This window comes from Pseudomonas quasicaspiana (genome assembly GCF_021147825.1).
GTDB lineage: Bacteria > Pseudomonadota > Gammaproteobacteria > Pseudomonadales > Pseudomonadaceae > Aquipseudomonas > Aquipseudomonas quasicaspiana.
This window is the reverse complement of the sequence record NZ_JAGTPI010000004.1, coordinates 21373-45297: the sequence shown is the minus strand read 5'-3', so window position 1 is coordinate 45297 and position 23925 is coordinate 21373. Positions and strand designations below refer to the sequence as shown.

Annotated in this window: 28 protein-coding genes; 24 read left to right on the top strand and 4 right to left on the bottom strand. The window is 58.2% G+C overall.

All coding sequences use genetic code 11. The annotated features are described in order from the left end of the window. Positions 1 to 50 precede the first annotated feature (50 nt). The 7 genes from pilL2 (at position 51) to KDX30_RS04480 (ending at position 5968) form a co-directional block, all read left to right on the top strand. Positions 51 to 593, top strand: coding sequence for a PFGI-1 class ICE element type IV pilus protein PilL2 (gene pilL2, locus KDX30_RS04510; protein WP_231675087.1), 543 nt, complete (start codon positions 51 to 53; stop codon positions 591 to 593). Continuing rightward, positions 590 to 1261 carry a chemotaxis protein gene (locus KDX30_RS04505; protein ID WP_231675086.1) on the top strand — a complete coding sequence of 224 codons (672 nt, stop codon included), beginning with the start codon at positions 590 to 592 and terminating at the stop codon, positions 1259 to 1261. Before pilL2 ends, KDX30_RS04505 begins: the two co-directional genes overlap by 4 nt. Positions 1262 to 1270: 9 nt before the next feature. Beyond that, positions 1271 to 1990, top strand: coding sequence for a TIGR03759 family integrating conjugative element protein (locus tag KDX30_RS04500; protein WP_231675085.1), 720 nt, complete (start codon positions 1271 to 1273; stop codon positions 1988 to 1990). Beyond that, positions 1972 to 2520, top strand: coding sequence for a lysozyme family protein (locus KDX30_RS04495; RefSeq protein ID WP_231675084.1), 549 nt, complete (start codon positions 1972 to 1974; stop codon positions 2518 to 2520). Before KDX30_RS04500 ends, KDX30_RS04495 begins: the two co-directional genes overlap by 19 nt. Next, complete coding sequence (locus KDX30_RS04490; RefSeq protein WP_231675083.1) at positions 2517 to 3032, top strand: integrating conjugative element protein; 516 nt, start codon at positions 2517 to 2519, stop codon at positions 3030 to 3032. The genes KDX30_RS04495 and KDX30_RS04490 overlap by 4 nt, the downstream gene beginning before the upstream one ends. Before the next feature lie 9 nt (positions 3033 to 3041). Next, on the top strand, positions 3042 to 5147 hold the full coding sequence (gene traD, locus KDX30_RS04485; RefSeq protein WP_231675082.1) for a type IV conjugative transfer system coupling protein TraD: 2106 nt from the start codon (positions 3042 to 3044) through the stop codon (positions 5145 to 5147). 89 nt (positions 5148 to 5236) lie between these two features. Continuing rightward, on the top strand, positions 5237 to 5968 hold the full coding sequence (locus KDX30_RS04480) for a TIGR03747 family integrating conjugative element membrane protein (RefSeq protein WP_231675081.1): 732 nt from the start codon (positions 5237 to 5239) through the stop codon (positions 5966 to 5968). 20 nt (positions 5969 to 5988) lie between these two features. On the opposite strand, the gene KDX30_RS04475 is transcribed toward KDX30_RS04480, so the two are convergent. Further along, on the bottom strand, positions 5989 to 6570 hold the full coding sequence (locus tag KDX30_RS04475) for a hypothetical protein (protein WP_231675080.1): 582 nt from the start codon (positions 6568 to 6570) through the stop codon (positions 5989 to 5991). Positions 6571 to 6868: 298 nt separating this feature from the next. Between KDX30_RS04475 and KDX30_RS04470 the strand changes: the two genes are divergently transcribed. From KDX30_RS04470 to KDX30_RS04430, 9 genes are read left to right on the top strand one after another with little or no spacing between them, the layout of a single operon-like run. Next, positions 6869 to 7204 carry an integrative conjugative element protein, RAQPRD family gene (locus KDX30_RS04470; RefSeq protein ID WP_231675079.1) on the top strand — a complete coding sequence of 112 codons (336 nt, stop codon included), beginning with the start codon at positions 6869 to 6871 and terminating at the stop codon, positions 7202 to 7204. Then, positions 7201 to 7440 carry a TIGR03758 family integrating conjugative element protein gene (locus KDX30_RS04465; protein WP_231675078.1) on the top strand — a complete coding sequence of 80 codons (240 nt, stop codon included), beginning with the start codon at positions 7201 to 7203 and terminating at the stop codon, positions 7438 to 7440. Before KDX30_RS04470 ends, KDX30_RS04465 begins: the two co-directional genes overlap by 4 nt. A gap of 17 nt (positions 7441 to 7457) precedes the next feature. Continuing rightward, positions 7458 to 7829 (top strand): TIGR03745 family integrating conjugative element membrane protein, encoded by a 372-nt coding sequence (locus KDX30_RS04460; protein WP_046509162.1) that lies wholly within the window; start codon positions 7458 to 7460, stop codon positions 7827 to 7829. 7 nt (positions 7830 to 7836) lie between these two features. Beyond that, positions 7837 to 8250, top strand: a complete 414-nt coding sequence (locus KDX30_RS04455) for a TIGR03750 family conjugal transfer protein (protein ID WP_231675077.1) — start codon at positions 7837 to 7839, stop codon at positions 8248 to 8250. After that, positions 8247 to 8888 (top strand): PFL_4703 family integrating conjugative element protein, encoded by a 642-nt coding sequence (locus KDX30_RS04450; protein WP_231675076.1) that lies wholly within the window; start codon positions 8247 to 8249, stop codon positions 8886 to 8888. Before KDX30_RS04455 ends, KDX30_RS04450 begins: the two co-directional genes overlap by 4 nt. Then, the gene (locus tag KDX30_RS04445) at positions 8885 to 9697 is read left to right on the top strand and encodes a TIGR03749 family integrating conjugative element protein (RefSeq protein WP_231675075.1); all 813 of its coding nucleotides are present in this window, start codon (positions 8885 to 8887) and stop codon (positions 9695 to 9697) included. Before KDX30_RS04450 ends, KDX30_RS04445 begins: the two co-directional genes overlap by 4 nt. After that, positions 9687 to 11204: a TIGR03752 family integrating conjugative element protein gene (locus KDX30_RS04440; RefSeq protein ID WP_231675074.1), complete on the top strand. Its 1518-nt coding sequence runs from the start codon at positions 9687 to 9689 to the stop codon at positions 11202 to 11204. Before KDX30_RS04445 ends, KDX30_RS04440 begins: the two co-directional genes overlap by 11 nt. Further along, entirely contained in the window at positions 11167 to 11583 is a 417-nt protein-coding gene (locus KDX30_RS04435; RefSeq protein ID WP_231675073.1) for a TIGR03751 family conjugal transfer lipoprotein, read from the top strand. Before KDX30_RS04440 ends, KDX30_RS04435 begins: the two co-directional genes overlap by 38 nt. Beyond that, positions 11583 to 14336, top strand: coding sequence for a conjugative transfer ATPase (locus KDX30_RS04430; protein WP_231675072.1), 2754 nt, complete (start codon positions 11583 to 11585; stop codon positions 14334 to 14336). Before KDX30_RS04435 ends, KDX30_RS04430 begins: the two co-directional genes overlap by 1 nt. 37 nt (positions 14337 to 14373) lie before the next feature. On the opposite strand, the gene KDX30_RS04425 is transcribed toward KDX30_RS04430, so the two are convergent. After that, complete coding sequence (locus KDX30_RS04425) at positions 14374 to 14631, bottom strand: LasR-specific antiactivator QslA (RefSeq protein ID WP_198798827.1); 258 nt, start codon at positions 14629 to 14631, stop codon at positions 14374 to 14376. Positions 14632 to 14800: 169 nt separating this feature from the next. Here KDX30_RS04425 and KDX30_RS04420 point away from each other — a divergent pair, with 169 nt between their 5' ends. The 5 genes from KDX30_RS04420 to KDX30_RS04400 all read left to right on the top strand — a co-directional run bounded on the left by KDX30_RS04420 (position 14801) and on the right by KDX30_RS04400 (position 19376). Beyond that, positions 14801 to 15055 carry a helix-turn-helix domain-containing protein gene (locus KDX30_RS04420; RefSeq protein ID WP_231675071.1) on the top strand — a complete coding sequence of 85 codons (255 nt, stop codon included), beginning with the start codon at positions 14801 to 14803 and terminating at the stop codon, positions 15053 to 15055. Positions 15056 to 15160: 105 nt separating this feature from the next. Next, positions 15161 to 16117 (top strand): TIGR03756 family integrating conjugative element protein, encoded by a 957-nt coding sequence (locus KDX30_RS04415; protein WP_231675070.1) that lies wholly within the window; start codon positions 15161 to 15163, stop codon positions 16115 to 16117. After that, the gene (locus KDX30_RS04410; RefSeq protein ID WP_231675069.1) at positions 16114 to 17496 is read left to right on the top strand and encodes an integrating conjugative element protein; all 1383 of its coding nucleotides are present in this window, start codon (positions 16114 to 16116) and stop codon (positions 17494 to 17496) included. The genes KDX30_RS04415 and KDX30_RS04410 overlap by 4 nt, the downstream gene beginning before the upstream one ends. A gap of 4 nt (positions 17497 to 17500) precedes the next feature. Next, positions 17501 to 17809 (top strand): hypothetical protein, encoded by a 309-nt coding sequence (locus KDX30_RS04405; protein ID WP_231675068.1) that lies wholly within the window; start codon positions 17501 to 17503, stop codon positions 17807 to 17809. 10 nt (positions 17810 to 17819) lie between these two features. Beyond that, a complete protein-coding gene (locus KDX30_RS04400; protein ID WP_231675067.1) occupies positions 17820 to 19376 on the top strand; it encodes a conjugal transfer protein TraG N-terminal domain-containing protein in 1557 nt (518 codons plus the stop codon). A gap of 8 nt (positions 19377 to 19384) precedes the next feature. Here the strand turns inward: KDX30_RS04400 and KDX30_RS29645 are convergent, their stop codons facing one another. Next, the gene (locus KDX30_RS29645) at positions 19385 to 19750 is read right to left on the bottom strand and encodes a DUF3742 family protein (protein ID WP_406643721.1); all 366 of its coding nucleotides are present in this window, start codon (positions 19748 to 19750) and stop codon (positions 19385 to 19387) included. Between the two features lie 454 nt (positions 19751 to 20204). On the opposite strand from KDX30_RS29645, the gene KDX30_RS04395 reads away from it, so the two are divergent. Next, positions 20205 to 20534, top strand: a complete 330-nt coding sequence (locus KDX30_RS04395) for a hypothetical protein (protein ID WP_231675066.1) — start codon at positions 20205 to 20207, stop codon at positions 20532 to 20534. Positions 20535 to 20665: 131 nt separating this feature from the next. Then, complete coding sequence (locus tag KDX30_RS04390) at positions 20666 to 21625, top strand: ArdC family protein (protein ID WP_231675065.1); 960 nt, start codon at positions 20666 to 20668, stop codon at positions 21623 to 21625. 131 nt (positions 21626 to 21756) lie between these two features. Here the strand turns inward: KDX30_RS04390 and KDX30_RS04385 are convergent, their stop codons facing one another. Further along, on the bottom strand, positions 21757 to 21954 hold the full coding sequence (locus KDX30_RS04385; RefSeq protein ID WP_046035945.1) for a DUF7740 domain-containing protein: 198 nt from the start codon (positions 21952 to 21954) through the stop codon (positions 21757 to 21759). A 221-nt stretch (positions 21955 to 22175) separates the two neighbouring features. Between KDX30_RS04385 and mobH the strand changes: the two genes are divergently transcribed. Further along, a complete protein-coding gene (mobH, locus tag KDX30_RS04380) occupies positions 22176 to 23903 on the top strand; it encodes a MobH family relaxase (RefSeq protein ID WP_231675064.1) in 1728 nt (575 codons plus the stop codon). Positions 23904 to 23925 lie beyond the last annotated feature (22 nt).

The following is a 23925-nucleotide window of genomic DNA, read 5'->3' as shown; positions in this document are numbered from 1 at the left end:
CCTTCACCTCATGTCAGATTCTGCACTGAATCTGACATGAGGTTTTTTCCATGGAGCGTTTTTTCACGCCTGTCTGCCTGCTGGGTTTGTTGAGTGCCTGCGCCGCGCAAGTCCCAAACCCATTGCCGACTCATCTAGAGATTGACGGTAGCTCCAATCGGCCCCAGTTATCGAGGAGCCCGGCCCACGAAAGCCATCCGTCAGAGCTCCGCTATGGCCGCTATACGCTGGTCAGCACCAAGCCCACCACGGAACAACGTGATCTTCTCGCTCAAATCGTTGACGTGAGCATTCCGTCCAACCTGAATCCTTCGGTACAGGAGGCGATGCACTACGTGCTGCAGCGCTCAGGTTATTCGCTCTGCCCTGCTGCCGAACCAGTAAAGATACTGTTTACCCGGCCTCTGCCCGCCGCCCATTACCGGCTCGGCCCGATCCCATTACGCAGCGCACTGCAGGTACTGGCTGGCCCCGCCTGGCAACTCACGACCGATGAGGTCAACCGTTCGGTCTGCTTCGAACGGGAGAAAAATGACGCTGGCACCGTGCAGGTCACATCAATCTCGTCCCATCAGTCGGAGGCACGCCCATGAAAGCCTCGACGTTTCAAACCCTCATTGTCGGCTCACTTTGCCTGGCGGTCTCCGGACTGAGTGGTGGTTTGTATAACCAGTATCAACGCGTGACCGAGCTGGAAAATGCGAACGCCCAACGCCTACAGACCCTGGATACCCTGCAACGTGATTCAAGCACCCTCTTGGATGCACAGGAGAAGCTGCAGTATGCACTGAAAGACCTGAAGCAGATGGTCGATTCCGGTGAGCAACAGGCTAATACCCTCGATCCGATGCTGGATCAATGGGCGCAGGAGATACAGGAACTGCGCGATGGTCTGACAGCCCGTGCTACCGAAGCCGACATGATCGCGCTACGCGCACGACTTGAGCACGTCGAGCAGCAACTCCTGGACCTCAAAAGCCAGCCACCACTCCCACCACCGACGCCTTCCTCGGCCAAGCTGAAAAAAACCGCTCAGCCCAAGCCTGCCCCGCTCCTGCCGCCATTTTCGGTGTTGAGCGTCGAGTACCGCGGTGGCCAGCGCTTTCTGGCGGTTGCACCTCCTGACAGTCGCTCGCTCAATGATATCCAGTTGCTGCACAACGGCGAGCAGTTCGGCACATGGCAACTGAAGGTGCTGGAGCCGAACGCGGCTATCTTCGCGGTGACCGCTCACCCAGACCAGACCGTGCACCTCCCTTGAGAAGCGATCATGAACAGAGCTCCGCTGAGCCCCATCGTCTGTTTCATTTCATTGCTGAGCACGGGCGCTGCGCTGGGCAACCCCGTCACGACACCGTCACAGACCCAGGACACGCAGTCTGCTCCGCTGAAGCGTTCGCACTCTGAACAGGCGGCAAGCTGGGGTCTGACGGAGCAGGAGTGGACACGCTTCGAACAGATCCAAGCCGGCCCGCGTGGTTACTGGAGCCTCAATCTCGATCCGCTGACTGCGCTCGGCGTCGAAGCAGAGACCGACCAGGAGCGTCAGCGCTATGCCGAATTGCAGGTAGCGCTAGAAGCTAAACGTGCCGAGCGCGAGTTGGCCTACCAAAACGCTTACACCGCGGCCTGGGCCAAGCTGTTTCCGGGACTGTTGCCGATCCAGGGTATGGCATCCCCGTCCCCTGCCAGCTCTTTGGTAGAGCCGCGCCAAGCGCTGTTTGTCGAAGACCATTGCCCAGCGTGCACCGCTGAAGCGCAGCGTCTGCAAAACAGTGATACAGCGTTCGATATCTATGTGGTGGGTAGCCAAGGCGAGGATGAACACGTCCGGCGCTGGGCGACGCAAGCAGGCATTGATCCGAGCAAGGTTCAACGCCGGAAAATCACCCTGAACCATGATCGTGGTCGCTGGTTCAGCCTGGGTGCCCCGAGACCGCTACCCGTTACATTTCAGCAGGTGAACGGACAATGGCAACGTCTCGATTGATTGCTATTGCGCTCCTGCTGACGGTGCACTCCGTCCGGGCAGACGAACTTCCGCCTCCGGCTTATCAACTGGCAGCGCATGACGCCAACGTCCCTTCCACGGTGTTGTTCGCGATTGCCCTGCAGGAGAGTGGCGCCCGCCTCCGTGGTCGACTGCTGCCCTGGCCCTGGACGCTGAATATTGCCGGTAGCCCTTACCGTTTCGCCACTCGTAAGACCGCCTGTCACGCCTTGCTTCAGGCGCTTGCTCGGTATGACGCCAAGCGGGTCGATGCCGGGCTTGGGCAAATCAACCTGGGTTATCACGGACAGCATTTTTCCAGTCCCTGCGAAGCCCTCGAACCCTACCGCAATCTGGCCGTAACTGCCGCACTGCTGCAAGAGCATCACGCCGTCACCGGTGATTGGGTGTCAGCTGCTGGCCGATATCACCGCCCGGCAGGAGGAACGCCGGCCGCGCGTTACCGCGCCGGCTTTTCTCAACAACTCGAACGACTGCGGGTTTCCTTTAAACAGGGCACACCACCATGAAGCGAATTCCCAGTGCGTATTACTTCGCCGTGCTCTTGGCTGCGCTCACCCAGCCGAGACTGTCGTTTGCAGAAGTTCAGCCTGGCGGTTTCACCCGCCCCCAGTTTGAAGCTTCAAGGCCGCCAATAAACAACAAGACCCAGCCTGCTCGGGCCATACATGCAGACCTATCTGCATTTGCCGATGAAACCTGGATACTGCCCGTGCGCAGCTCTCACCTGAGCCCAGGCCAAATCACAACTCGCACCCTGGACATGCCGGGCTTGCAGCCATTTTTCCTTGTCGGGGAGGATCCCCAATCGTTGGCTTGGCTGCATCAGCGTGCGACTGAACTGCAAGAAATTGGGGCGGCCGGTCTCGCCGTCGAAGTGACCGATACTGAAGCCCTGGCCCGAATTCGAGCAGCCGCGCCGGGCATCACCATCCTGCCGGTCAACGGCAACGACATCGCCTCTCGCCTGAAAGTTGAGCACTACCCTGTCCTAATCACAGCCACCTCACTGGAACAGTGAGTCTGGGTCATGGCCGAGCATGCGATGGAGTCCAAACTCCGGCCCGCAGTCGAGCTGTATACCGTGGCGATCTGCGCCGCCGCGGCGGCGTTATGCGTGTATTCGCCCTGGGCCGTGGCCCTATCACCCGAGATCGGTCTGATTGCGGCTCTGGCCTATGCCCTGTTCGGTTTGATCCGCCTCCGACAAGCCTGGGAGGTGTTGCGCTATCGGCGCAATATCCGCCGGCTGCCTCGCTACGAACTGACCAGCCGGCAGATTCCGGTCAGCCGCAAACGTCTGTTCATGGGCCGCGGCTTTCGCTGGACCCGCCTGCACACCCAGCGCTTGGTCGACGCTCAGGATCCGGCGGTCGCTCATTATGTCGACCAACCGACCCGTTACCGCCTGGCCCGAGCACTCGAACAGCGCCTGGAGCATGCACCGTTTCCGTTCTCGACACTGGCCCGTGTCACGGCCTGGGACAGCGCCTTTAATCCATTGCGCCCTTTACCCCCAGTCGGTGGCTCACCGCTGTTGCATGGGGTTGAGCCCGACGAAACGGAAGTCAGTCTGCCGCTGGGTGAACGAGTCGGACATACCCTCGTGCTGGGCACGACCCGTGTCGGCAAGACGCGGCTCGCCGAGGTGTACATCACCCAGGACATTCATCGCATCGAACATGAGGTAGTCATCGTCTTCGATCCGAAGGGCGATGCAGACCTGCTCAAACGGATGTACGTCGAAGCCAAACGCGCCGGTCGGGAAAAGGAGTTTTATGTCTTCCATCTGGGCTGGCCGGAGATCTCCGCGCGCTACAACGCCGTGGGGCGCTTCGGGCGCATCTCGGAAGTGGCCTCACGCATCGCCGGGCAGCTCAGTGGCGAAGGCAACTCGGCGGCCTTCCGCGAGTTCGCCTGGCGCTTCGTCAATATAATCGCCCGCGCCCTGATTGAACTGGGCCGACGCCCGGACTACCTGCAAATCCAAAGACATGTGGTCAACATCGACGCACTGTTCATCGAATACGCCCAGCAGTTTTTCGCCAAGACCGACCCAAAAGCGTGGGAAGTGATTGTCCAGCTTGAAGGCAAGCTGACCGAGAAGAACATTCCCCGGCATATGGTCGGGCGCGAAAAGCGCGTGGTGGCCATCGAGCAGTACCTAGCGGTGAAACGGGTATTTGATCCGGTACTGGACGGACTGCGTTCGGCGGTACGCTACGACCGTACTTACTTCGACAAAATCGTGGCTTCGCTACTGCCGCTGCTGGAGAAACTCACCACCGGCAAGACCGCTCAGCTACTGGCTCCCAACTACACCGATTTAGATGACCCGCGGCCAATATTCGACTGGATGCAAATCATCCGTAAACGCGGCATCGTCTACATCGGTCTGGATGCGCTGACCGACGCCGAGGTGGCCGCCGCTGTGGGCAATTCCATGTTTGCCGACTTGGTCTCGGTGGCGGGACATATCTATAAACATGGCATTGACCATGGCCTGCCGCCATCGGGTAGCACCGCTGGCAAGCTGCCGATCAACCTGCACGCTGATGAGTTCAACGAGTTGATGGGCGACGAGTTCATTCCGCTGATCAACAAGGGAGGTGGCGCCGGCATCCAGGTAACCGCCTACACCCAGACCCTTAGCGATATCGAAGCGCGTATCGGTAACCGGGCGAAAGCTGGCCAAGTGATCGGCAACTTCAACACCCTGCAGATGCTCCGCGTGCGCGAGACCGCCACCGCTGAATTACTAACCCAGCAGTTGCCCAAGGTCAACGTACTGAGCAAGACCCTGGTCTCGGGCGCCACCGACACCTCCGATCCTGAGGCCAACACCGACTTCACCTCGTCCTCACAGGACCGTGTCAGTAGCACCAGTGTGCCGCTGATCGAGCCTGCTCATATCGTCAGTTTACCCAAGGGGCAAATGTTCTCCTTCCAGGCCGGTGGGCAGCTCTGGAAAGTCCGCATGCCGTTGCCAAAACCCTCCTACGACGATGCCATGCCCAGAAATCTGCACGAGCTTACCCTGCGGATGCGGGCCACCTACAACGAGCAAGCGGGGCAATGGTGGAGCGCAAGCGGTGGCGGTCCAACCACGAACTTCGATGTGGATCAGGTGGGATAGCCCGGCCCACCACAGGTTTCGATTCAGCAAACGCGTATTCGGCAAGCGCCGTGGCAGCATCAACTTAACGGTGCGCAATGGAGTAAAGGATGGCGACTTCCGTACACAGCACACCGCCACAACCGATCCAGCGCCCGGGATTGATCGTCTCGGTGATTGGCTTGGTTTTACGCATTATCGGTTTGCTGATCGCCTCGTTGCTGTTTTCGATCTTTATCGAGTTCGCCGGTTTGCTGTTGTTCTGGGGTGGTCAGGGCTGGCGGCATAGCCAGGCCATGCTGACTAATGAACTGGGATGGCTCAGTGAGCACTTCAAAGCTTCACTCATCCTCCAACAGCCCGGGCAAACGATCGTTCAGTTGCTGGATTTCCTCAATCAATGGTTGTTGGTCAAGACAGGCTTTGTGGATTTTGCACTGCAGGCGCGGGTGTCGAGCCAAGGCGACGGATTCTGGAGCTGGACCAATCAATTCTACGTGATCATTGAGGATTTCGTGCTGGCGGCGGTGTATGTGACCTTTACCTTCGTGGTGCGCCTGACCATTCTAGTCCTGGCAACACCCCTATTATTGTTGGCCATGCTCACTGGTTTTGTCGATGGCTTGATGCGCCGCGACCTGCGCAAATTTGGAGCTGGGCGAGAAAGCAGTTTTGTTTATCACCGCGCTAAACGAGCAGTGATACCTATGCTGATCGTGCCTTGGATAGTTTACCTGTCCTTGCCCTTTTCGCTCAATCCCATGGCCGTTTTTTTGCCTAGCGCGGTGATGCTCGGAGTAACGACAGCTATCACCGCGGCGACGTTTAAAAAATACATCTGATAGAACGTATTGCTGGCGTGTTAAACCATTCCGGTTAATTTAGCGAACACCGCAACAATGTAACCACCAATAATAGACAAACCAACAATACCCCACGGCCGTTGCCACCAATCACCGCTAGGGGATGGCGGCATTGATTGCTGATAAAAATTGATTTGGCCGATCTGGTTTGCGTTGACCTGGGTTGCGGTCCCATTCTGCATCGAGCTGCGCCACTGGGCTTCCTCAAGACGTTCGAGCTGGACCTGAACACGCCCTCTGAGTTGTCTAGCGGAAAGGAGCAACTGCTTTCCAATAATCATTACGCCCAGCAAGCCGAGAAACAGCAAATTTCCGTAGCTGAGTGGTTTTTCTTGGCTGAGAGCAGGCGCGTTGCTCCATACAAAACCGATGAAGGGCGATGTGATCTGGTAAATGTCGGCTACCAAGTTTTGCATCAGCCCACCCAAATGCCCAAAAATCTCTGACTCAGCGAGTTTCTCCGCTTGACGGTGTAGAGAACTTAACAACGAGACAAAATAAAATAACGCACCGAAGACCATCATGGAGAGGCCTACGCCTTGTCGAATACGATACCGCCGAATTGCTTGTTGGATGTTCACTCTTTGCACTCACTCTTTGTTAACTGATTTCGTCGAAGCTTATCTGTGCCCCGCTAACGAGTTGTTAGCGGAACCAAACGTTAACGGCCGCTAATTGTTTTTCATAAGCAGTCGAGATCGTGCCAGTTGTCCCATCCCTTCATTTCCCCTCGTTTCATGGCCCTTAATACGATATCCGAGTCAGCGGCAAGGTCAGGGGAGCATTCAAATAATACGACGCAGCTTTTTTCGTGTTTCTTACTGCTGGGCCCGGGCCGTTAGCTGAATGTTGACACCAACAACCAAACGGGCTGTCGTCATGCCATATACATTTTGCCGAAGCTGCTTTCTATTCCTACTGATCACATTCAATAGTGGCAGCTATGCTGCATCTGCTCATGAACAAGATCAGTTGAGTCTGGTTTTGCAGCAATTCGACACTATCGAACGCCTTGTCACAAAAGCCCCGACGGCAAACCCGACTGAATCAATCGAGCGTTATCGCTTCGACTATCCCCGCCTAATTCAAGACATCCAGCGCATTCGTCAAGGCGTAAAGGACTATCTATCCCCCTCTCGCGCTCAACCCCGCGACACCCATGAAATGGTCGGCGATTACCGCCTCGATATCCCACAAGCGGAGGCTTCGCCATGAGCATGACTGACGCTCAAACGGCTGCCTTCCATAACGCCTCCGGCTTTTCGGCACAGAGCAGTTCGACGCTGTGGGTCTCCATGGTTCTGGCCCTGGCCTTGCTGTGGTGTGCCTGGGTGATGTGGACGGCTTACCGGGGCTGGGCCGCGGGCAGTGTGCGCTTCGGTGCCTTTGGTGGCAGCACCGCGCGCGTACTTCTCACTTTGCTGGTTTTGATGTTCTTCACCCTGTCCTAACCCAGGAGATCGCCGCCATGCTCAAGTGCTTTGCCCCTCTGAAAAACAACCTGCGTGATCGTGCGAGCCAGCGCCTGATCGGACTGCTGCTGGTGCTCGGCCCAAGCCTGGCTTTTGCCGAGCTCCCCACCATGGAAGCCCCTTCGCGCGGCGAAGGATCCGGGTTGATCGAGACGATCAAAAACTATGCCTACGACGGCGGCATCCTGCTCGGTCTGCTGATCGCCCTACTCGCTTTCTTGGGGGTGGCGTGGCACTCGTTGACCGTGTACGCCGACGTACAAAACCAACGAAAGACCTGGAAGGACCTCGGCGCGGTGGTCGGCATCGGTGCCCTGCTGGTGGTGATCATCATCTGGTTCCTGACCAAGGCGGCCGCCATTCTGTGAGGTCGGCATGAACGACACTATCGAACGCCTTGCCGACGGCACCTTGGTCTTTCTTCCAGAGCGACTCAATCGTGATCCTGCCGTATTGCGAGGGTTGACCAATGATGAGATGTGGATAGCACTCGGCACCGGCGCCGTTATTGGTCTGCTGCTGGGCGTCCCTCTAGCGATTGCCACCGCGTCCATTGCCATAGCGCCGACCGGCATGATCGCCGGCATGGCGCTGGTATTATTGGCCGGTGGCACGCTACTGCGCCGGGCCAAACGGGCCCGTCCCGAGACCTGGTTGTACCGCAAGCTCGAATGGATGCTCGCCAACCGTTGGCGCTTGGGTCGCGGCAGTCTGATCCTCCACTCCGGTGCCTGGACGGTCCGCCGTTCACGTCGGCTGCGTCCTGCCTTGTCACGGTGGCAGCTATGAGCCGATTTCGGAACAAGGTCGATGCCCAACAGGCCCATATCTTCAGCCTGCGTGCGGCGGTAGCGATCCTCGCCCTGGTCTGCGCCGGGCTCTGGTATGGCTGGCACTCGGCACCTACCGACCTGACCGTGCATGTCCCCCCCGATCTGCGCTCGGGCAGCACGCGCAAGTGGTGGGACATCCCCTCAGAGAATGTGTATGCCTTCGCTCTATACATCTTCGGTCAACTTAACCGCTGGCCTTCGGATGGCGAACAGGATTACCGCCGCGCTATCTACAGCTTGCAGTCCTACCTGACCCCCGCCTGCAAGGCCTTCCTCGACGGCGACTACGAGTACCGCAAGGCCGCCGGCGAACTGCGCCAGCGGGTGCGTGGCGTCTACGAAATTTTGGGCCGAGGCTATAGCGAGGATCCGGAACTCAGGGTCAAGCAACTCGACCGAGACAGCTGGCTGGTCAAACTCGACCTCAACGCCGATGAGTATTACGCCGCCGAACCGGTGAAACGGGTGGTGGTGCGTTATCCATTGCGTGTGGTGCGTTTTGATCTGGACCCCGAACGCAATAGGTGGGGGATGGCACTGGATTGTTATCAGGGCACGCCGCAAAAAATTTCCCTGCCTGGAGGTGAGCCATGAAGCGGATGTCTACACTGGGACTCACCGTCGCACTGATGTTATGGGGAGCGGCAACGCAGGCCGTCGAACTGATGCACTGGGAACGCCTCCCCCTCGCGGTCCCGCTGGTGATCAATCAGGAGCGGGTGATCTTTGTCGATGAGGCTGTTCGCGTCGGTGTGCCCTCAACCCTGACGGGCAAGCTACGCGTGCAATCAGCCGGTGGCACGCTGTACCTGCGGGCGTCGGAAGCCATTGCACCGACCCGACTGCAACTGCAATCAGTCGCGACGGGCGAGATCATCCTCCTGGACATCGCGGCCACGCCTGGCGATCAACCATTGGAGCCCCTGCGTATTCTCAAGAATGCTCAGGTGCAAGCTACTGAGGCTGAATCTAGCACCGCCCTTGTTCAAAAACGCACGCCGATCCCGGTCGCGTTGACGCGCTACGCCGCACAGAGCCTGTACGCGCCGTTGCGCACCGTAGAGTCCCTGCCCGGCGTACGCCGCGTCCCGCTCAAGCTGCGCACCGAACTGCCAAACCTGCTGCCGACCGAAAACATGTCCGGCACACCCATCGCCGCCTGGCGACTCGGGGAGTACTGGGTGACGGCGGTGAAGTTGCGCAACCGTGGTGCAATGACGGTGCAACTCGATCCGCGCCAGCTTCAGGCCAAGTTGTTCGCCGCGACCTTCCAACATGATTTCCTTGGGCCTATCGGCAGCCCTGAAGACACCACGGTTGTCTACCTTGTCACCCACGGTGCCGGCCTCGAACGCGCCGTGCTGCCTCCGCCCATCGCGCGAGGTACTGACGATGAAAGCTAACGCCTTGCTCAAATGGCTGGTACCGGCTGTGCTGCTCGGCGTGGTGTTCATCATCCTGAAGTCTTGGGTCGCGGGTGGTACCACGCCTTCGCCAGAAAGTCCGACGGCTCAGGACAACCTCCAATTATCCGCCGAGCAGGCCAAGTCGCTCGGTATTGCGGGTGATACCCCACGCGACACGGTTGCCACCTTGGTCGGCCAGGTCAAGGCCATGCGCAGCGACATGCTCGGTCTGAAGAAACACAATGATTCGCTGCAGACCGAGAACAACCGTCTGCGCGAGCGGGAAAACAGTGTCGATTCGCGTATCCAGACAGCGCTTGGCAGCGTTACACAGCAAGTCGAAGAAGGCCGCCGACAAGCTAACGAGGCCCGGCTCAAAGCGGAACAGGACAGTCGCCAGGCCCGCGGTTTGCTAACGCAATTGCAGGAACAGCTATCGGGGCTGACCGGCAAGGGCAAGGATATGCCGATCGGACTGGGGCTTGAGCCGGGCGACGGCGCTCAGTTCGAAGGGCAGCATTCTGCCAATGATGCACTGCAGTGGATTGAGCCCTCGGATGCTCCGTCCACCGACGCCCGGGGCAAAACCAAAACCGCGTCCGCCCTGAGTCTGCCGACTGCCTTCAACTCAATGGAGGGTTTGAAGGACGATGCCATCGACCGCAGCCAGAAGCAGTTGCGCGAGGTTACCAAGGGTGAGCGTGACCAGATACGATCCGCTGATCGTACCGAAGGCGCGAAGCCGGTCTACACAATTCCCGAAAACGCGACATTGATGGGCTCGGTCGCTATGACCGCGCTAATCGGCCGGGTCCCGGTGGACGGCACCGTAAATGATCCCTATCCCTTCAAGGTGCTGGTTGGTCCGGAGAACCTGACGGCCAATGGCATCGATCTGCCGGACGTCGCGGGTGCCGTGATGAGCGGCACGGCATCCGGTGACTGGACCCTGTCGTGCGTACGCGGACAGGTGGAGTCAATCACCTTTGTGTTTACCGATGGCACCATCCGCACGGTGCCTCAGCCGAAGGCGGTGGCCAGCCGCAATGCCTCCACGACCCAGAGTTCGAACACCGACAAGATTCGTGGAGGACTCGGTTACCTGTCCGATCCGTATGGCATTCCGTGCATTGCCGGCGAGCGCCGCTCGAACGCCCAGCAATACCTCGGCAGCCAGAGCCTGATCACGGCGGCCGGCGCCGGTGTCGCCGCCTTGCTCGGGGATGAGCAGAACAACAGCAGCGTGATCAGTTCGGGCGGCAGTACGCTCGGGGTCACCAGCAGCAGTGGCAATACCGCGCTGAATTCAATTCTCAGTGGTGGGGTCAGCGACATCCGCGAGTGGGTCAACAAACTATATGGCGAAGCCTTCGCTGCCGTGTACGTGCCACCGGCCGCACAGGTCGCGCTGCACCTCGACCATGAGATCACCATCGACTACGAGCCCAAGGGCCGGAGCGTTCGCCATGAAAAAGACCATGCCTCTCTACCTGACCTGGATTAGCGTGTTCTGCTGGGTTCTGTCGGGGTGTTCCACCGACATAGACACGCTGCTGCCCCATGGCGAGCAAACTATGATGGATATCTGGAACGGCGCCGGTTCGCAAGGCACTCAGCAGCAACTGCTGGATGCTCGACAGCAGTTACGCCGCCCGCTGGCTCAGGCAGATGTCTCCGCGGCTCTCCAGGAACCGTACACGCGCACAGCGGCGAACGAGATCCGCAACCTGTTCCCGCGCCTCCCCAATCCCGATCTGGTGCTGTACGTGTATCCGCATTTGAGTGGTACCGAGCAGGCACCGGTTCCGGGTTACTCGACCGTCTTTCCGTTCTACCAACGGGTGCAGTACGCATTACCCGGTGAGCGTCAGGAAGACTTGTAGTGCGTACCAGCGATGCGGGCAACCGCACTTCTGCATGGAAAGCCTGGCGCCACCCATTGCGCCCTCGCGCCACCTTGGCCGATGAAGCTGCACTCTATGCGCATAACCCCAGCTTCACCGATCACCTGCCATGGGTCGAATACCTCGACACCGAGCAGTGTTTTCTACTGGATGACAACCGCTCGGTGGGTGCCGTGTTCGAGTTGCTGCCCATTGGCACTGAGGGGCGCGAACCCGATTGGTTGATGGCCGCCCGCGATGCCCTCGAGGATGCCCTGCAGGATAGCTTTGACGAGCTGGACCAAGCTCCGTGGGTGGCGCAGTTTTTCTGTCAGGACGACAACGACTTCACTGCCTACCTGACCCGGCTCACCGATTATATTCAGGACAGCGCGCGAGGCACGGTCTTCACCGAAGCGTACCTGGAACTCACTCGCCGTCATCTGAGGGCCATTGCCAAACCGGGTGGGCTGTTTGAGGACAAGGCCGTCGCACGCCTCCCCTGGCGCGGCAACAACCGACGGGTGCGCCTGGTGGTCTATCGCTGGCTTGAGTCTGACGCTGAAGAGACGGGACTCCTCCCGGTACAAGCCCTGCAACAGGCTTGCGAACGTATTGCGGCTTCGTTGCAGGCATGCGGGGTGCAATCGACGCGAGTCGATGGCCGCAGTCTGTATGCCTGGCTGCTGCCCTGGTTCAATCCGGCCCCCAAACTTAGCGATGAAGAGCCTGAGGACTTCTACCGCCGCGTGGCCTATCCGGAATCGGGCGATGGTGAGTCGCTGGAACTGCCCTTCGATCATGACTTCGCCGAGCGGCTATTTTTCAATGAGCCGCGTTCGGATGTGCATCGCGGACTCTGGTATTTCGATGAGCAGCCCCACCGCGTGATGGTAGTGGACAAGCTGCGCCGAGCGCCCTTGATTGGTCAACTCACTGGCGAAACCCGCAAAGGCGACGCGGTGAATGCCCTGTTCGACCAGTTACCCGAAGGTACGGTAATGAGTCTGACTTTAGTGGTCAAACCACAGGATGTACTCGAGGATCAGTTGAACCGCCTGTCCCGTAAAGCCATCGGTGAAAACCTGGCCTCGACCCAGACTCGTCAGGATGTTGAAGAGGCTCGTGCGATCATCGGTCGCCAGCACAAGCTATACTGCGGCACCCTGGCGTTTTACGTACGCGGTCATGATGAACAGCAACTGCACCAGCACTCCGTCAGCCTGGCCAACGCGCTGCTGGGTGCGGGGCTGCAACCGGTACGCGAAAGCGATGAAGTCGCCGCCTGCAACAGCTACCTGCGTTGGTTACCAATGGCTTACAACCCGGCCCGCGACACGCGTAACTGGTACACCCGCCTGATGTTCGCCCAGCACCTAGCGAACCTCGTTCCAGTCTGGGGCCGCAGCACGGGCACCGGCCACCCGGGTATCACCCTGTTCAATCGCGGCGGCTCACCGTTAAGTTTCGATCCGTTATCACGGCTGGACCGGGCCATGAACGGTCATCTGCTGTTGTTCGGTCCCACCGGTGCCGGCAAGTCGGCCACCCTGGTCACCCTACTGATGCAGGTCATGGCCGTTTACCGCCCTCGCCTGTTTATCGTCGAGGCCGGCAACTCATTCGGCTTGCAGGGCGACTACTTCGCGACACAGGGCCTGTCGGTCAACAAGGTCCAATTGAAACCTGGCGCCTCGGTCAGCCTCGCACCGTTCGCCGCCGCTTGGCGCCTGGTCGAGCAGCCCGACCAGGTAGCCACTCTGTCTATCGATGAGCTGGACGATGAGGTGGTAACCAGTCGCGAAGACCAGCGTGATGTTCTCGGCGAACTGGAAATCACCGCCCGCTTGATGATCACAGGCGGCGAGGCCAAGGAAGAGGCGCGACTGAGTCGAGCCGATCGCAGCTTGATTCGCGAGTGCATTCTCGATGCGGCGCAGACCTGTGTTGCCGCCGGCCGCCAGGTACTGACCCGCGACGTGCGCGACGCCTTGCTGCGCGTCGCAGCTGATCCGCACTTGCCGGAGACGCGTCGTGAGCGTGCCCAGGAAATGGGCGAGTCCATCGACCTGTTCTGCCAGGGTTTCGAGGGTGAGCTGTTCGATCGCGTGGGCACGCCTTGGCCAGAAAGTGATGTAACCATTGTTGATCTCGCCACTTACGCTCGCGAAGGCTACGAGGCACAGATGTCCATCAGCTACATCAGCCTGATGAACACCGTGAACAACCTCGCCGAGCGCGACCAGTACCTGGGCCGACCGATCATCATGATCACCGACGAGGGCCATCTCATCACCAAGAACCCGTTGCTGGCGCCATTCGTGGTCAAGGGCACGAAGATGTGGCGCAAACTTGGCGCCTGGTTCTGGCTGGCGACGCAAAACCTTGCCGACTTTCCCACTGCCGCGCAGACCATGCTCAACATGATCGAATGGTGGATTTGTTTGAACATGCCGCCCGCAGAAATCGAAGAGATCGCACGGTTCAAGAAACTCACGCCGGCACAGAAAGCCTTGCTGCTCTCCGCCAGTAAGGAGCCGGGTAAATACACTGAGGGGGTCGTGCTTTCGAAGAAGCTCGAAACGCTGTTTCGGGCCGTGCCGCCGAGTCTTTATCTCGCCCTGGCCATGACGGAGCCCGAGGAAAAAGCCCAGCGCTGGACCCTGATGCAACAGAACCGCTGCTCAGAACTGGAAGCGGCATATAGGGTAGCTGAACGGATCGATATAGCGCGAGGAATAGAATCCGCCTAGGGGAATCTATTACTCGCACTCTAAATCGAGTGACCAGTTATTGCGGTACGCCCCGTAGCCGCTGCTGAACCCTCAACAGGAATCCGGCTTCGAAGGCATCCTGGCAGTCACCGACAGGAAATGTCTTACGGGTTTGCGCCAGCTCCCACCACAGGGGAATCTCGCCGGGCGTATCAAGCCAAGCCTGAGCACATTGCACGCCACGTTCGATCATCGAGGCAAACTCGTTGCCCCAAGGTGTCAGAAGACTTGGACAACCATCCGCCGCAGGAATTGAAATGTAGTTTTCGTCCATACACACCCTAGATTTCTGATTTATTGTTAGACGTTGGGCCCAGCTTCGAAAAACTTAACGAAGCCAAATGAACGCTCGATAACAGGCATGAGCATCAAATGGCCTAGATCAGTGCAAATGTAGACTATATCCCGTGGATTGAGAGTCCCTCAAGGCGCAATTTGCGCGCATGACTCAAGACTACGAACAGCTTCGTCTGCAGCTGGCGGAAAACATCCGCTTGATGCGACGCGTGAAAAACCTTACCCAAGAGCAGCTCGCGCTCATGGCCGAGGTGGATCGCACGTACGTCAGTCAAATCGAACGATGCACGGGCAATCCGTCGCTATTGGTCCTGTGCAAGCTCGCCAATATTCTCGAAATCACCACAGATCAGCTACTTGCAGAACCCGATGCTCTGCGCAGCGACCTTCACGTCAAATAATAGTCTCACGGCTCACAAATCCGATAGATCCGCCTTCATAATTTCCACTGACAGTCTTCAGTACGTAATCGAACCTGCCCAGGCCATACACTGAGAGCCAGGATCATGCCTGTTGCCTGCTTGTCAATCCCGCCCACAAAGCTACGGCCCTTGGCGATGAGTATCCTGCTGGCGTGCGGCCCAAGCGTGGCGCTGGACACCGGCAGCATCACGTCCTCCGTACTTTCGCAAAACTGCCTCGACTACAGGGTCGTCGGTATTTGTTTCTGGCTTCTCTGCACGCCCTTCGGCTGCACAATCAAAACCTCGACCAAGGTTCGTCATTTCACTCCTGAATTGGTGGTCTCGAGCTACGCCACCACCGGCAATAACCCTTGGACCGAGATGGCCACCCTCTCCTCGCCCATTCGCGGTGCGGAAGGCGGCGGTAACCTGATCACCTCGAACACCCACCGCGACAACCTGCCCCGCTTTAAGAACGTCGATGGTATCGGCCACCCCGGTGGCTGGATCGCCACGCAACTGGCTTCGCAATCCGGCTATGCCTGCGCCAGCGGTGCAACTGCACTCATGCCTTACTACCTGAGTACCCTCGACTCACTGGCCTGGCGCCATGGCATCCCGGAAGGTTTCTACCCCGAGTCGCTCATGCCGGGGCTCCGTGAAATCGGTAGTCAGGCCTCGGGAAACATGTGGGGCAACGTTTATCCCCGGCAGGGCTTTCTGGTACAGCCCGACGATTTCAAGGCGGCCGCGGTCATGACGCAACGAGCCGGCGATGTCATCACCCGTAACGGACAACCGCATGTGTACTTACCGCTCATGCCCGCCAAACGTGACGGCTACTGGCCCCCCGGCCCGATCGTTGAAAACGACGCTTCGACCCACAAATGGCAATTGCTTTACCCCCAGGTTCAACCGACTTGCGCCATCTTCCCCAGCGATCCGGTGCAGAGCGCGGATGGCGGCTACACCTGGTCGCTGTGGCGTCCCTATAGTTGCTGCAAACGTGAGGGGCAAACCTTTCTGTTCAGCATCGACTTCGAAAGAGGTGCTTCATGAGTCGGCTTCTCGCACGACCATGGTTGGACGTGATGAGTCTGTTGCTCTGTGGACTGCTCGCCATGGCCACTCATGCCCACGCCGCCGAGGACGATTACCGCCTGGGTACTCAAGGCGAAGTACTCGACGACCGAGTGATGTACACCATTGGTGGCGGCTCGGCAGTCGGCTCACCGAGTTCGCTCTACCGACCCAGTGGCCTTGGAGTCGGGGGGTCCTGGCGAGCGAACATGATGTGCGGAAACATGAGCCTCACCAATACCCTGCAAAACCAGCTGAACGGCGTCACCGAAGGTTTCCAGCAGATCATGGGCAGCATCGTGCAGAACGCGACCCAAGCGGTGATGTCGCTGCCGGCCTTGATCATCCAGCGCGCTAACCCCGGACTCTATGAGTTGCTGAGTAACGGGGTGATGCAGGGGCGTATCGACTTCGATCGTTCCAAATTGACCTGCCAGGCCATGGCCGAGAAGATGGCGGACAAGGTCGGTCAAGCCGACTGGGGCGCGCTGGCGAAGAACCAGGAAATGCAGGGCAATCTGGAGCAAACCGGCGGTGATGCTGTGGCCGCGGTGAAAAACACCGAGGCCCGTAACGGCAGCAATGGGGTTTCCTGGGTCGGCGGCCAGAAGGCTGGAGGTAGTGGGCAGCCCCCCATCCGGGTGACTTCCGACGTAGTGCGAGCAGGCTACAACCTGCTGCATAACCGGTCGATGGATGACAGCGCCTCGATCAGTAGCAGCGACTGCTTAGGCGGGGCTATTTGCCAGACTTGGACCTCGCCGCAAGAGGAATCCGAATGGGCCGTCCGCGTACTGGGCGAGAGCGAAGTCTCGACCTGCGACAGCTGCGAAACCCTGCGTGCCACCGCCGGCAGTGGATTGACGCCGCTGATCCAGGAGGCCTACAGCGAACGTCTCAAAGCCCTGCAAGGGCTGCTGTCCGGCTCACTTTCGCCCACCCCTGACAATCTGACTAAAGCCTCGAGCCCGATGCTGACGGTGACCCGTGGCGTGATCGAAGCCCTGCGTGACGACCCTGACCAGGATCTGTTGGCACGGCGCCTGGCCAGTGAAACGGCCTTGTCCAGCGTGCTCGACAAAGCGCTTCTGCTACTGCGCACGCTGCTAGCAGGTAGTCACGAACCAAACATCGCCTCCGCTGAGCCGGCCCAAACCGCCTTGACAAAAAATATCGACGCCCTGGAGCGCGAAATACGTCTGCTACAAACCGAGCTGCAGGTCCGGCAGATGCTGGCCACCAATACCGCCAGCCTAGTACTCGATCGGCATGCCGGTGGTGCCGATGCTTCGCGTACCGTCGAGCAAGGCGACCCCGAGCCCGGCCGACTCAATGACGCTGACGCCCGGCGCAAGTGAAGCCATGAAACGCTCACTGCTGTTCACTCTGCTTTCAGGTCTGGGATTTGCAGCGGCGATGATCCTCACCGCCGCATTGGTCGCCTGGATCGGCCGCACTGCGTTGGGTAGTTTCGAGGCCTGGCAGCAGGCATTCGAATCCGCACGGCCCTATCTGCGGTGCTGGCGTGCCCTGCTCTACGGCGCCCTCTTTGCGCTCTGGTGGGATCTGCTTCGGCGCTACCGACATCGACCACAGGATCGACTGCGTGTGAAGCACATCGGAGCATTAGGGCTCGTGCTCTTTATCTGCGTCGAACTCACCCGACTGTGAGGTCATTACCATGCTCATGAGCACAAACAGCTACCTGGAGTTTTACCTCTCTCTGCTCGCCTGGATCATCAACAACGGCCTTTGGAGTGTTCTGTCCGACACCGGGCTATTCGCCGCGCCCTTTGGTGCAATCATCTTGCAGGAATGGTTGTCTGCCCGTCAGCAAGGTGCGGATGAGGGCAACAAGGGACTGCTCTCGGTGCCACGGATCGAGAACCGGTTGTGGCTGGCCTACATCATCGTGTTGTTCGGCTGCGCGCCGGTCTTTCCGTTGAGCCTCTCGTCAATGACGTTCGATGATGCGGCGAGTCAGCGCTGCGGCGTAAGTGTGGCCAAGCCAGCGGAAACTGCCTGGGGGACGACGTTCAATACCATCGGCGGGCGCTCCGCCAATGTGCCGATCTGGTGGTTTCTGGTGCATGCTTTGAGCAAAGGCGTGACTGCGGCAGCCACCGCCTCCATCCCTTGCGCACCGGATATCCGACAAATGCGCATGGAGATCGACAGCTCGCGCATCGACAGCCAGGTGCTGTTGCAGGAGGTCGCCGATTTTACCCGCGACTGCTACGGCTATTCCCGTTCTCGGCTGTTTACCAACCGTCCCCAGTTGGACAAGGCTCAAAGTCATGATGCGTCCTGGATCGGCTCAAGCTATTTTCTTGATACGCCCCGCTACTACGATACGGATCGTTCACGCACGCCGCGAGTCAGCTGGCCCTATGACGAAAGCCGCGATGTTTCCTTGCCGCGGTTGGAGAATGGCGCGGGCTACCCCACCTGCAAGCAGTGGTGGAGCGATAGCGGTGTCGGGTTGCGCGATCGCTTGATCCCACAGGTCGATCCTTCGCTGCTGACTCAGCTGAAAGGTTGGTTGACTGGCCGTTCGAGCAACGAGATCGAGGATGCCACGCTGCGCGAGCTGGTCAGCCCGCGCCAGCAATCGATGTCCATGTCGCCCGGACAGGTGTATCAGGACTATGGCTCCAGCGCTCGTGGCGGCTCGATCAATCAGGGACTCAATAACCTGGCCACCAATACCGGGTTGGCCCTCGGTTCTTTCAGCAACTTCCCGGCAATGAATGCACTACGCGCAGCCTTGCCGATGGTGCAGGCGTTCCTGATAATGGGCGTCATCATCAGCTTGCCGCTGATCCTGCTGGTCAGTACCTACCAGTTGAAGACCGTCATGACGGTGACGTTTGCGCTGTTCACCTTACACATGCTGAGCTTCTGGTGGGAACTGGCGCGCTGGGTCGACTCCAGCATGCTCGATACCCTGTACAACCAGGTTTCGGCTTCCAATCAGGTACTGTTGTCGCTGCCCACATCCGGCTTCATGGATGGGACTGTCACCGCGCAGGTGATCGAGTATGTGATGGGGGCGATGTTCATCGTGCTACCAATGGCGTTTCTCGGGGCAATGAGTTGGGCCGGATATAGCGTAGGTTCAGGCGTAGAAGGAATGCTCAGCAGGGGAACCCACGCAGCACAGACAGCGAGCTCTAACGGGACCTCTCAGTTGATGAGCGGTGCAAGAATTGTTTCGGGTAAATCGAGTTCAAAATAACCAGGAGCCTACTTCAGAGAACCCCATTTATCGTAACGCTCAGGCCAAGACGTTCTATGCATTGGATCATCGAGACCGTCACTACCTGAAGTGCATGAACCCTGAAATGGGATAGCTGCTAATAGGACAATTGTGCACATCAGCACAAACAACCAGAAGCTGACAAAAAGAACTGCTCCGAACAGAGCGAACTTAGCAGTCAGAAAACTCCCACGAACAAGTAATTCACCTGCGGGCACACCTGCGGTCTCCGCACGCTCAACCACGTGGGATTCAAAAGTTTTTAGCCTACTATAACCACGTTTCACCGACACACCACAGGCATACGCCCAGCGGTGGGCACGTGAACTCTGAACAGGTTGTTGAGTTGGCATGGTCTCGCCCTCTTCTGAGCGTTTCATGGTTGAGCTTAGAGGAATAGCCTACTACCGAAAACGGCCCATGCCTGACCGTTTATCAGTTTCCCCGGTCGAAAAATCCTCATTGGAAGCCAGAAGAAAAGCTCCGCGAAACATCGTCTCTACAGCTATTGACCCAGATAAATCGTCCGGCTAAATACAAGGTGCGGATCGCTGTTATCGACAGCACTTTCCCAGGTAGCCAGAACCTTCAAGGCTACGTCACTTCGATGATGGTTCCCCCCAAGTGCGATTAGCGTTCGGTGGCTCGCACGATGACCGTTTCTACGGTAATGAACGCCTACTGCTCTTATGAGCGCCTTTCGAGCTCTGCTCGTGGGGTAAGCCCTCTTGATTTTCTTCAACCCACTGCGGGGAAATCTTTCTCCGCACGGGACAGGTTTCTTCGCGTTTTCAACGGAGACATACCATGCCCGACTCACTTACACCGGAAACACTGAACACCCTTCGGCTGCCCATCGTGTTCACTCCTGGCGCGTGGCAACGCGCAGTACTGCTCGATCAATCCGATCACGCTGAGAAGCTGCAGGTCGATCGGTTGAGCCACGTATTGCGCGCAGCCTTCGAGGCCCACCTGGCCTTTCCACACAAGCCTTACGTGCTGTTCGAGGTAATGCATATTGAACCAGCCGATCACTTAGGCCACGACCCGTTGCTGCAATTGAGTCTGAGCTTACTCCAAGAACCGGATCAGCCCGGCGCATTGCTGATAGCGCTTGCAGGAGAACACCAGCGCTAAGCGCAATTGGCGGTGTTCAACTCCACATTCGGACGGCATGCAAGACCTGCATCAATCCAGCACATCACCCAAACGGGGAACCCTCCCCGACGGGCACGGCGTTCCTCCGTTTTTCTCTCGAGGAAATTGCCATGCGCGATATCTACCAAGACGTGACAGACAAGCTCGTTACTGCGTTAGACCAAGGCGTTGCACCCTGGATCAAACCCTGGTACTCAAGTGGTTCCGCTTGCATCAGTCATCAACCCTACCCCGTCAACGCCATCACGCGACGTCCGTATTCGGGCATCAATTTACCGCTGCTCTGGACCGAGGCCAGGTTGCAGGGGTTCACTCAAGATCGTTGGCTGACTTTCAATCAAGCCAAAAAAGCTGGCGGGCACATTCGTAAGGGTGAGCACAGCACTCTGGCGGTGCTCTACAAGCCGATGGAGCGCGAGGAACAGACCGAGTCAGGCCAACCCGTACTCGATGAAAAAGGTCAGCCTAAGGTCGCTCACTTCGGCATTCTCAGGACGCATTTTCTGTTCAACATCGAGCAAACGGACGGGCTCGAAATGCTCAATGACGCCTTGCTCGAGACGGAACAGAGTGATCCCTTCCAACCCAACAGCGCCGCGGAAAATCTGCTGTTAAGTTCAGGTGCACGCATCGTTCATCGGCCCGTCGACGAAGCCTTTTATCACCCGATTAAGGATCTCATCCAACTGCCGACAAAAGCACAATTTCACGATGAAGGCGGGTACTACGCCACGGCACTTCATGAACTGACGCACTGGACCGGGCATCACGCTCGGTTGCAGCGCGAAGGCGTGACCTCTGCCTGTCCGTTCGGGTCGCCAGGCTACGCGTTTGAGGAGTTGATCGCAGAGATGGGCGCTGCTTTTTTATGTGCCTACGCCGGTATACAGGGGGAGCTGCGGCACGAGGGCTACATCGACTCCTGGCTCGGCCTGCTCAAAGCTGACAAACGCGCGATCTTTCGCGCCAGCGGTCAGGCCCGAAGCGCCTCGGAGTTTGTACTCACCCTGGAGCAGCAACGGAAGCGGATGGTGATGGATGATTCACGATGCATGAACGATGGAGTTTGATCATTACCTCACCGCTGCAATCGCATCAAAGGGCCCAACGCAAGTTGTGCCCTTTTTTTCTGCGCCCAGAAAACCCCATTCCGTTGGGCTCTAATTCAAAGAGTCAGGGATGGGCACATCCCCGCAACCCGTCATTCCTCATCCAGGTTCTGCGCCAGATAATCCACCAGCTCGAGGGGACTCCGACTGTCGATCACCTTGTAGATCAGATCGCGTTTGCTACGCGGTAACTTCTTGACCACGCTCTTGGCCGAGGCCCTGACAGCTTCGTCGGTTCCATGGATACGTGCCGCGAGCAGCAGCACGAGCGTGGCGTCAGTGAGGTTCATGGCAAGCCCCAAAAAATATGCACCGCAGTGTACCGACTCTTTTCTTTTCCATACTACCCCCAACAAAACGATGCCTAGCCGTATCCATATTCCAATTGCTATACAAAGGGATACGAGCCAAAAGGACGGATAAGGGTTGGAAGGGAATGGGTGCTCAAGGGTAAAAGCTCTATCCGAAAAGGCTAAAAGGCCACTGACCCAGCCACATCACGGAGATTACGATGCTTAGCCTATTTCGCCGCAAAAGGCAGAAGCCCACTCCGCCACCGCCCGTCAACGTCGCCGAAGGTTACCTGCCCATCGAATCGGCTCAAAGCTTGTTAGCCGCGGAGCACCGCCGCCAGTTGCTCGATCGCATATGGCAGTACACCGCCCTCTCCCACGCGCAGTTCATCCAGCTCTATTTGAATCCGATCCATCGCTACGCCGAACAGGTCCAGCAACTCCCGGCCAGCGAGACACACCACCACGCTTATCTCGGAGGCATGCTCGACCATGGACTGGAACTGGTCGCCTGCAGCTTGAAACTGCGGCAATCGTATCTGCTTCCCACCGGCGCCGCGCCCGAAGACCAAGCCGCCCAGACCGATGCCTGGTCGGCTGGCATCGCCTATGGCGCCCTGCTGCATGACATCGGCAAGATCGCCGTGGACCTGCTTGTTGAACTCCAAGATGGTCGTGTTTGGCACCCTTGGCAGGGTCCGCTGGATCAGCCCTATCGTTTTCGTTACATCAAGGGTCGCGACTATCACCTGCACGGCGCAGCTGCAGGTTTGCTCTACACCCAGATTCTCGACCGCTCCATCCTCGATTGGCTCAGTGGATTCCCTTCACTGTGGGCCAGTCTGCTGTATGTCCTGGCGGGTCAGTACGAACGTGCCGGCGTGCTCGGCGAGTTAGTGACAAAGGCCGACCGCGTCTCCACCGCACAGAACATCGGTGGTAACCCCAGCAAGGCGCTGCAAGCGCCGATTCATTCGCTGCAACATCACTTGATCAGCGGACTGCGTCACCTGGTTCAGCACGAGCTGAAACTCAATCAGCCGGGTGCCGCGGGATGGCTGACCCAGGACGCGCTCTGGCTGGTCAGCAAGACGGTCACGGACAAGCTGCGAGCCTATCTGCTGTCGCAATCGATTGAGGGCATTCCCTCATCCAACATCGCTGTGTTCGACGAGCTGCAATCGCATGGGCTGGTCGAGTCGACCCCGGAAGGTAAAGCCATCTGGACCGCTATTGTCGCGCAGGGGAACTGGCAGCAGAGCTTTACCTTTCTGCGCCTTCAACCGACATTGATCTGGGGGAGCGAAGACCGGCCTGAGGCTTTCAACGGAACGGTGAGCGTTGCAGCCGATGATCACTCGACTGACACTTCGACATCCCCACCAGCCCCTAAGGCAGGCGGAACAGGATCGCATCAAGACCAATCGCTGGAAGGTGCTATGGCGATGGAGGATGCCGGCTACCTCGATACATTGTTGGACATTTTCGAAATGGGAGAGCCCGATATGCGCGATATGACGTCGGAAAATGCTCTCGAAATCTCAGATCATCCTTCGAATAACCTTGGCCAGGCATTCCTGAATTGGGTCAGAGAAGGCATTCGCAGTCACAAGTTAATCATCAACGGCAGTAAGGCTAAAATCCATACAACGAGTGGTAGCGTATTTTTGGTAAGCCCTAGTCTATTTCAATGCTACGTCCAAGAGTTCCCGAAGGCTCCAGGCATCCAAGGTGTAAGCGAAGGATGGCGCCGCGTTCAAAAACAGTTTGAAAAGTTAAAAATCCACAGGAAGACCGAAAACGGGCAGAACATATGGACTTTACAAGTAGCAGGTAATCGCAAAAAATCGACGCTCAAAGGATACATACTTGAGCGTCCCGATTATTTACTAGACGAACCACATCCTGACAATCCATTTCTCAGCATTCATAAAAACCATGAATGATGCGAAGCAACGTTTGTTCAGG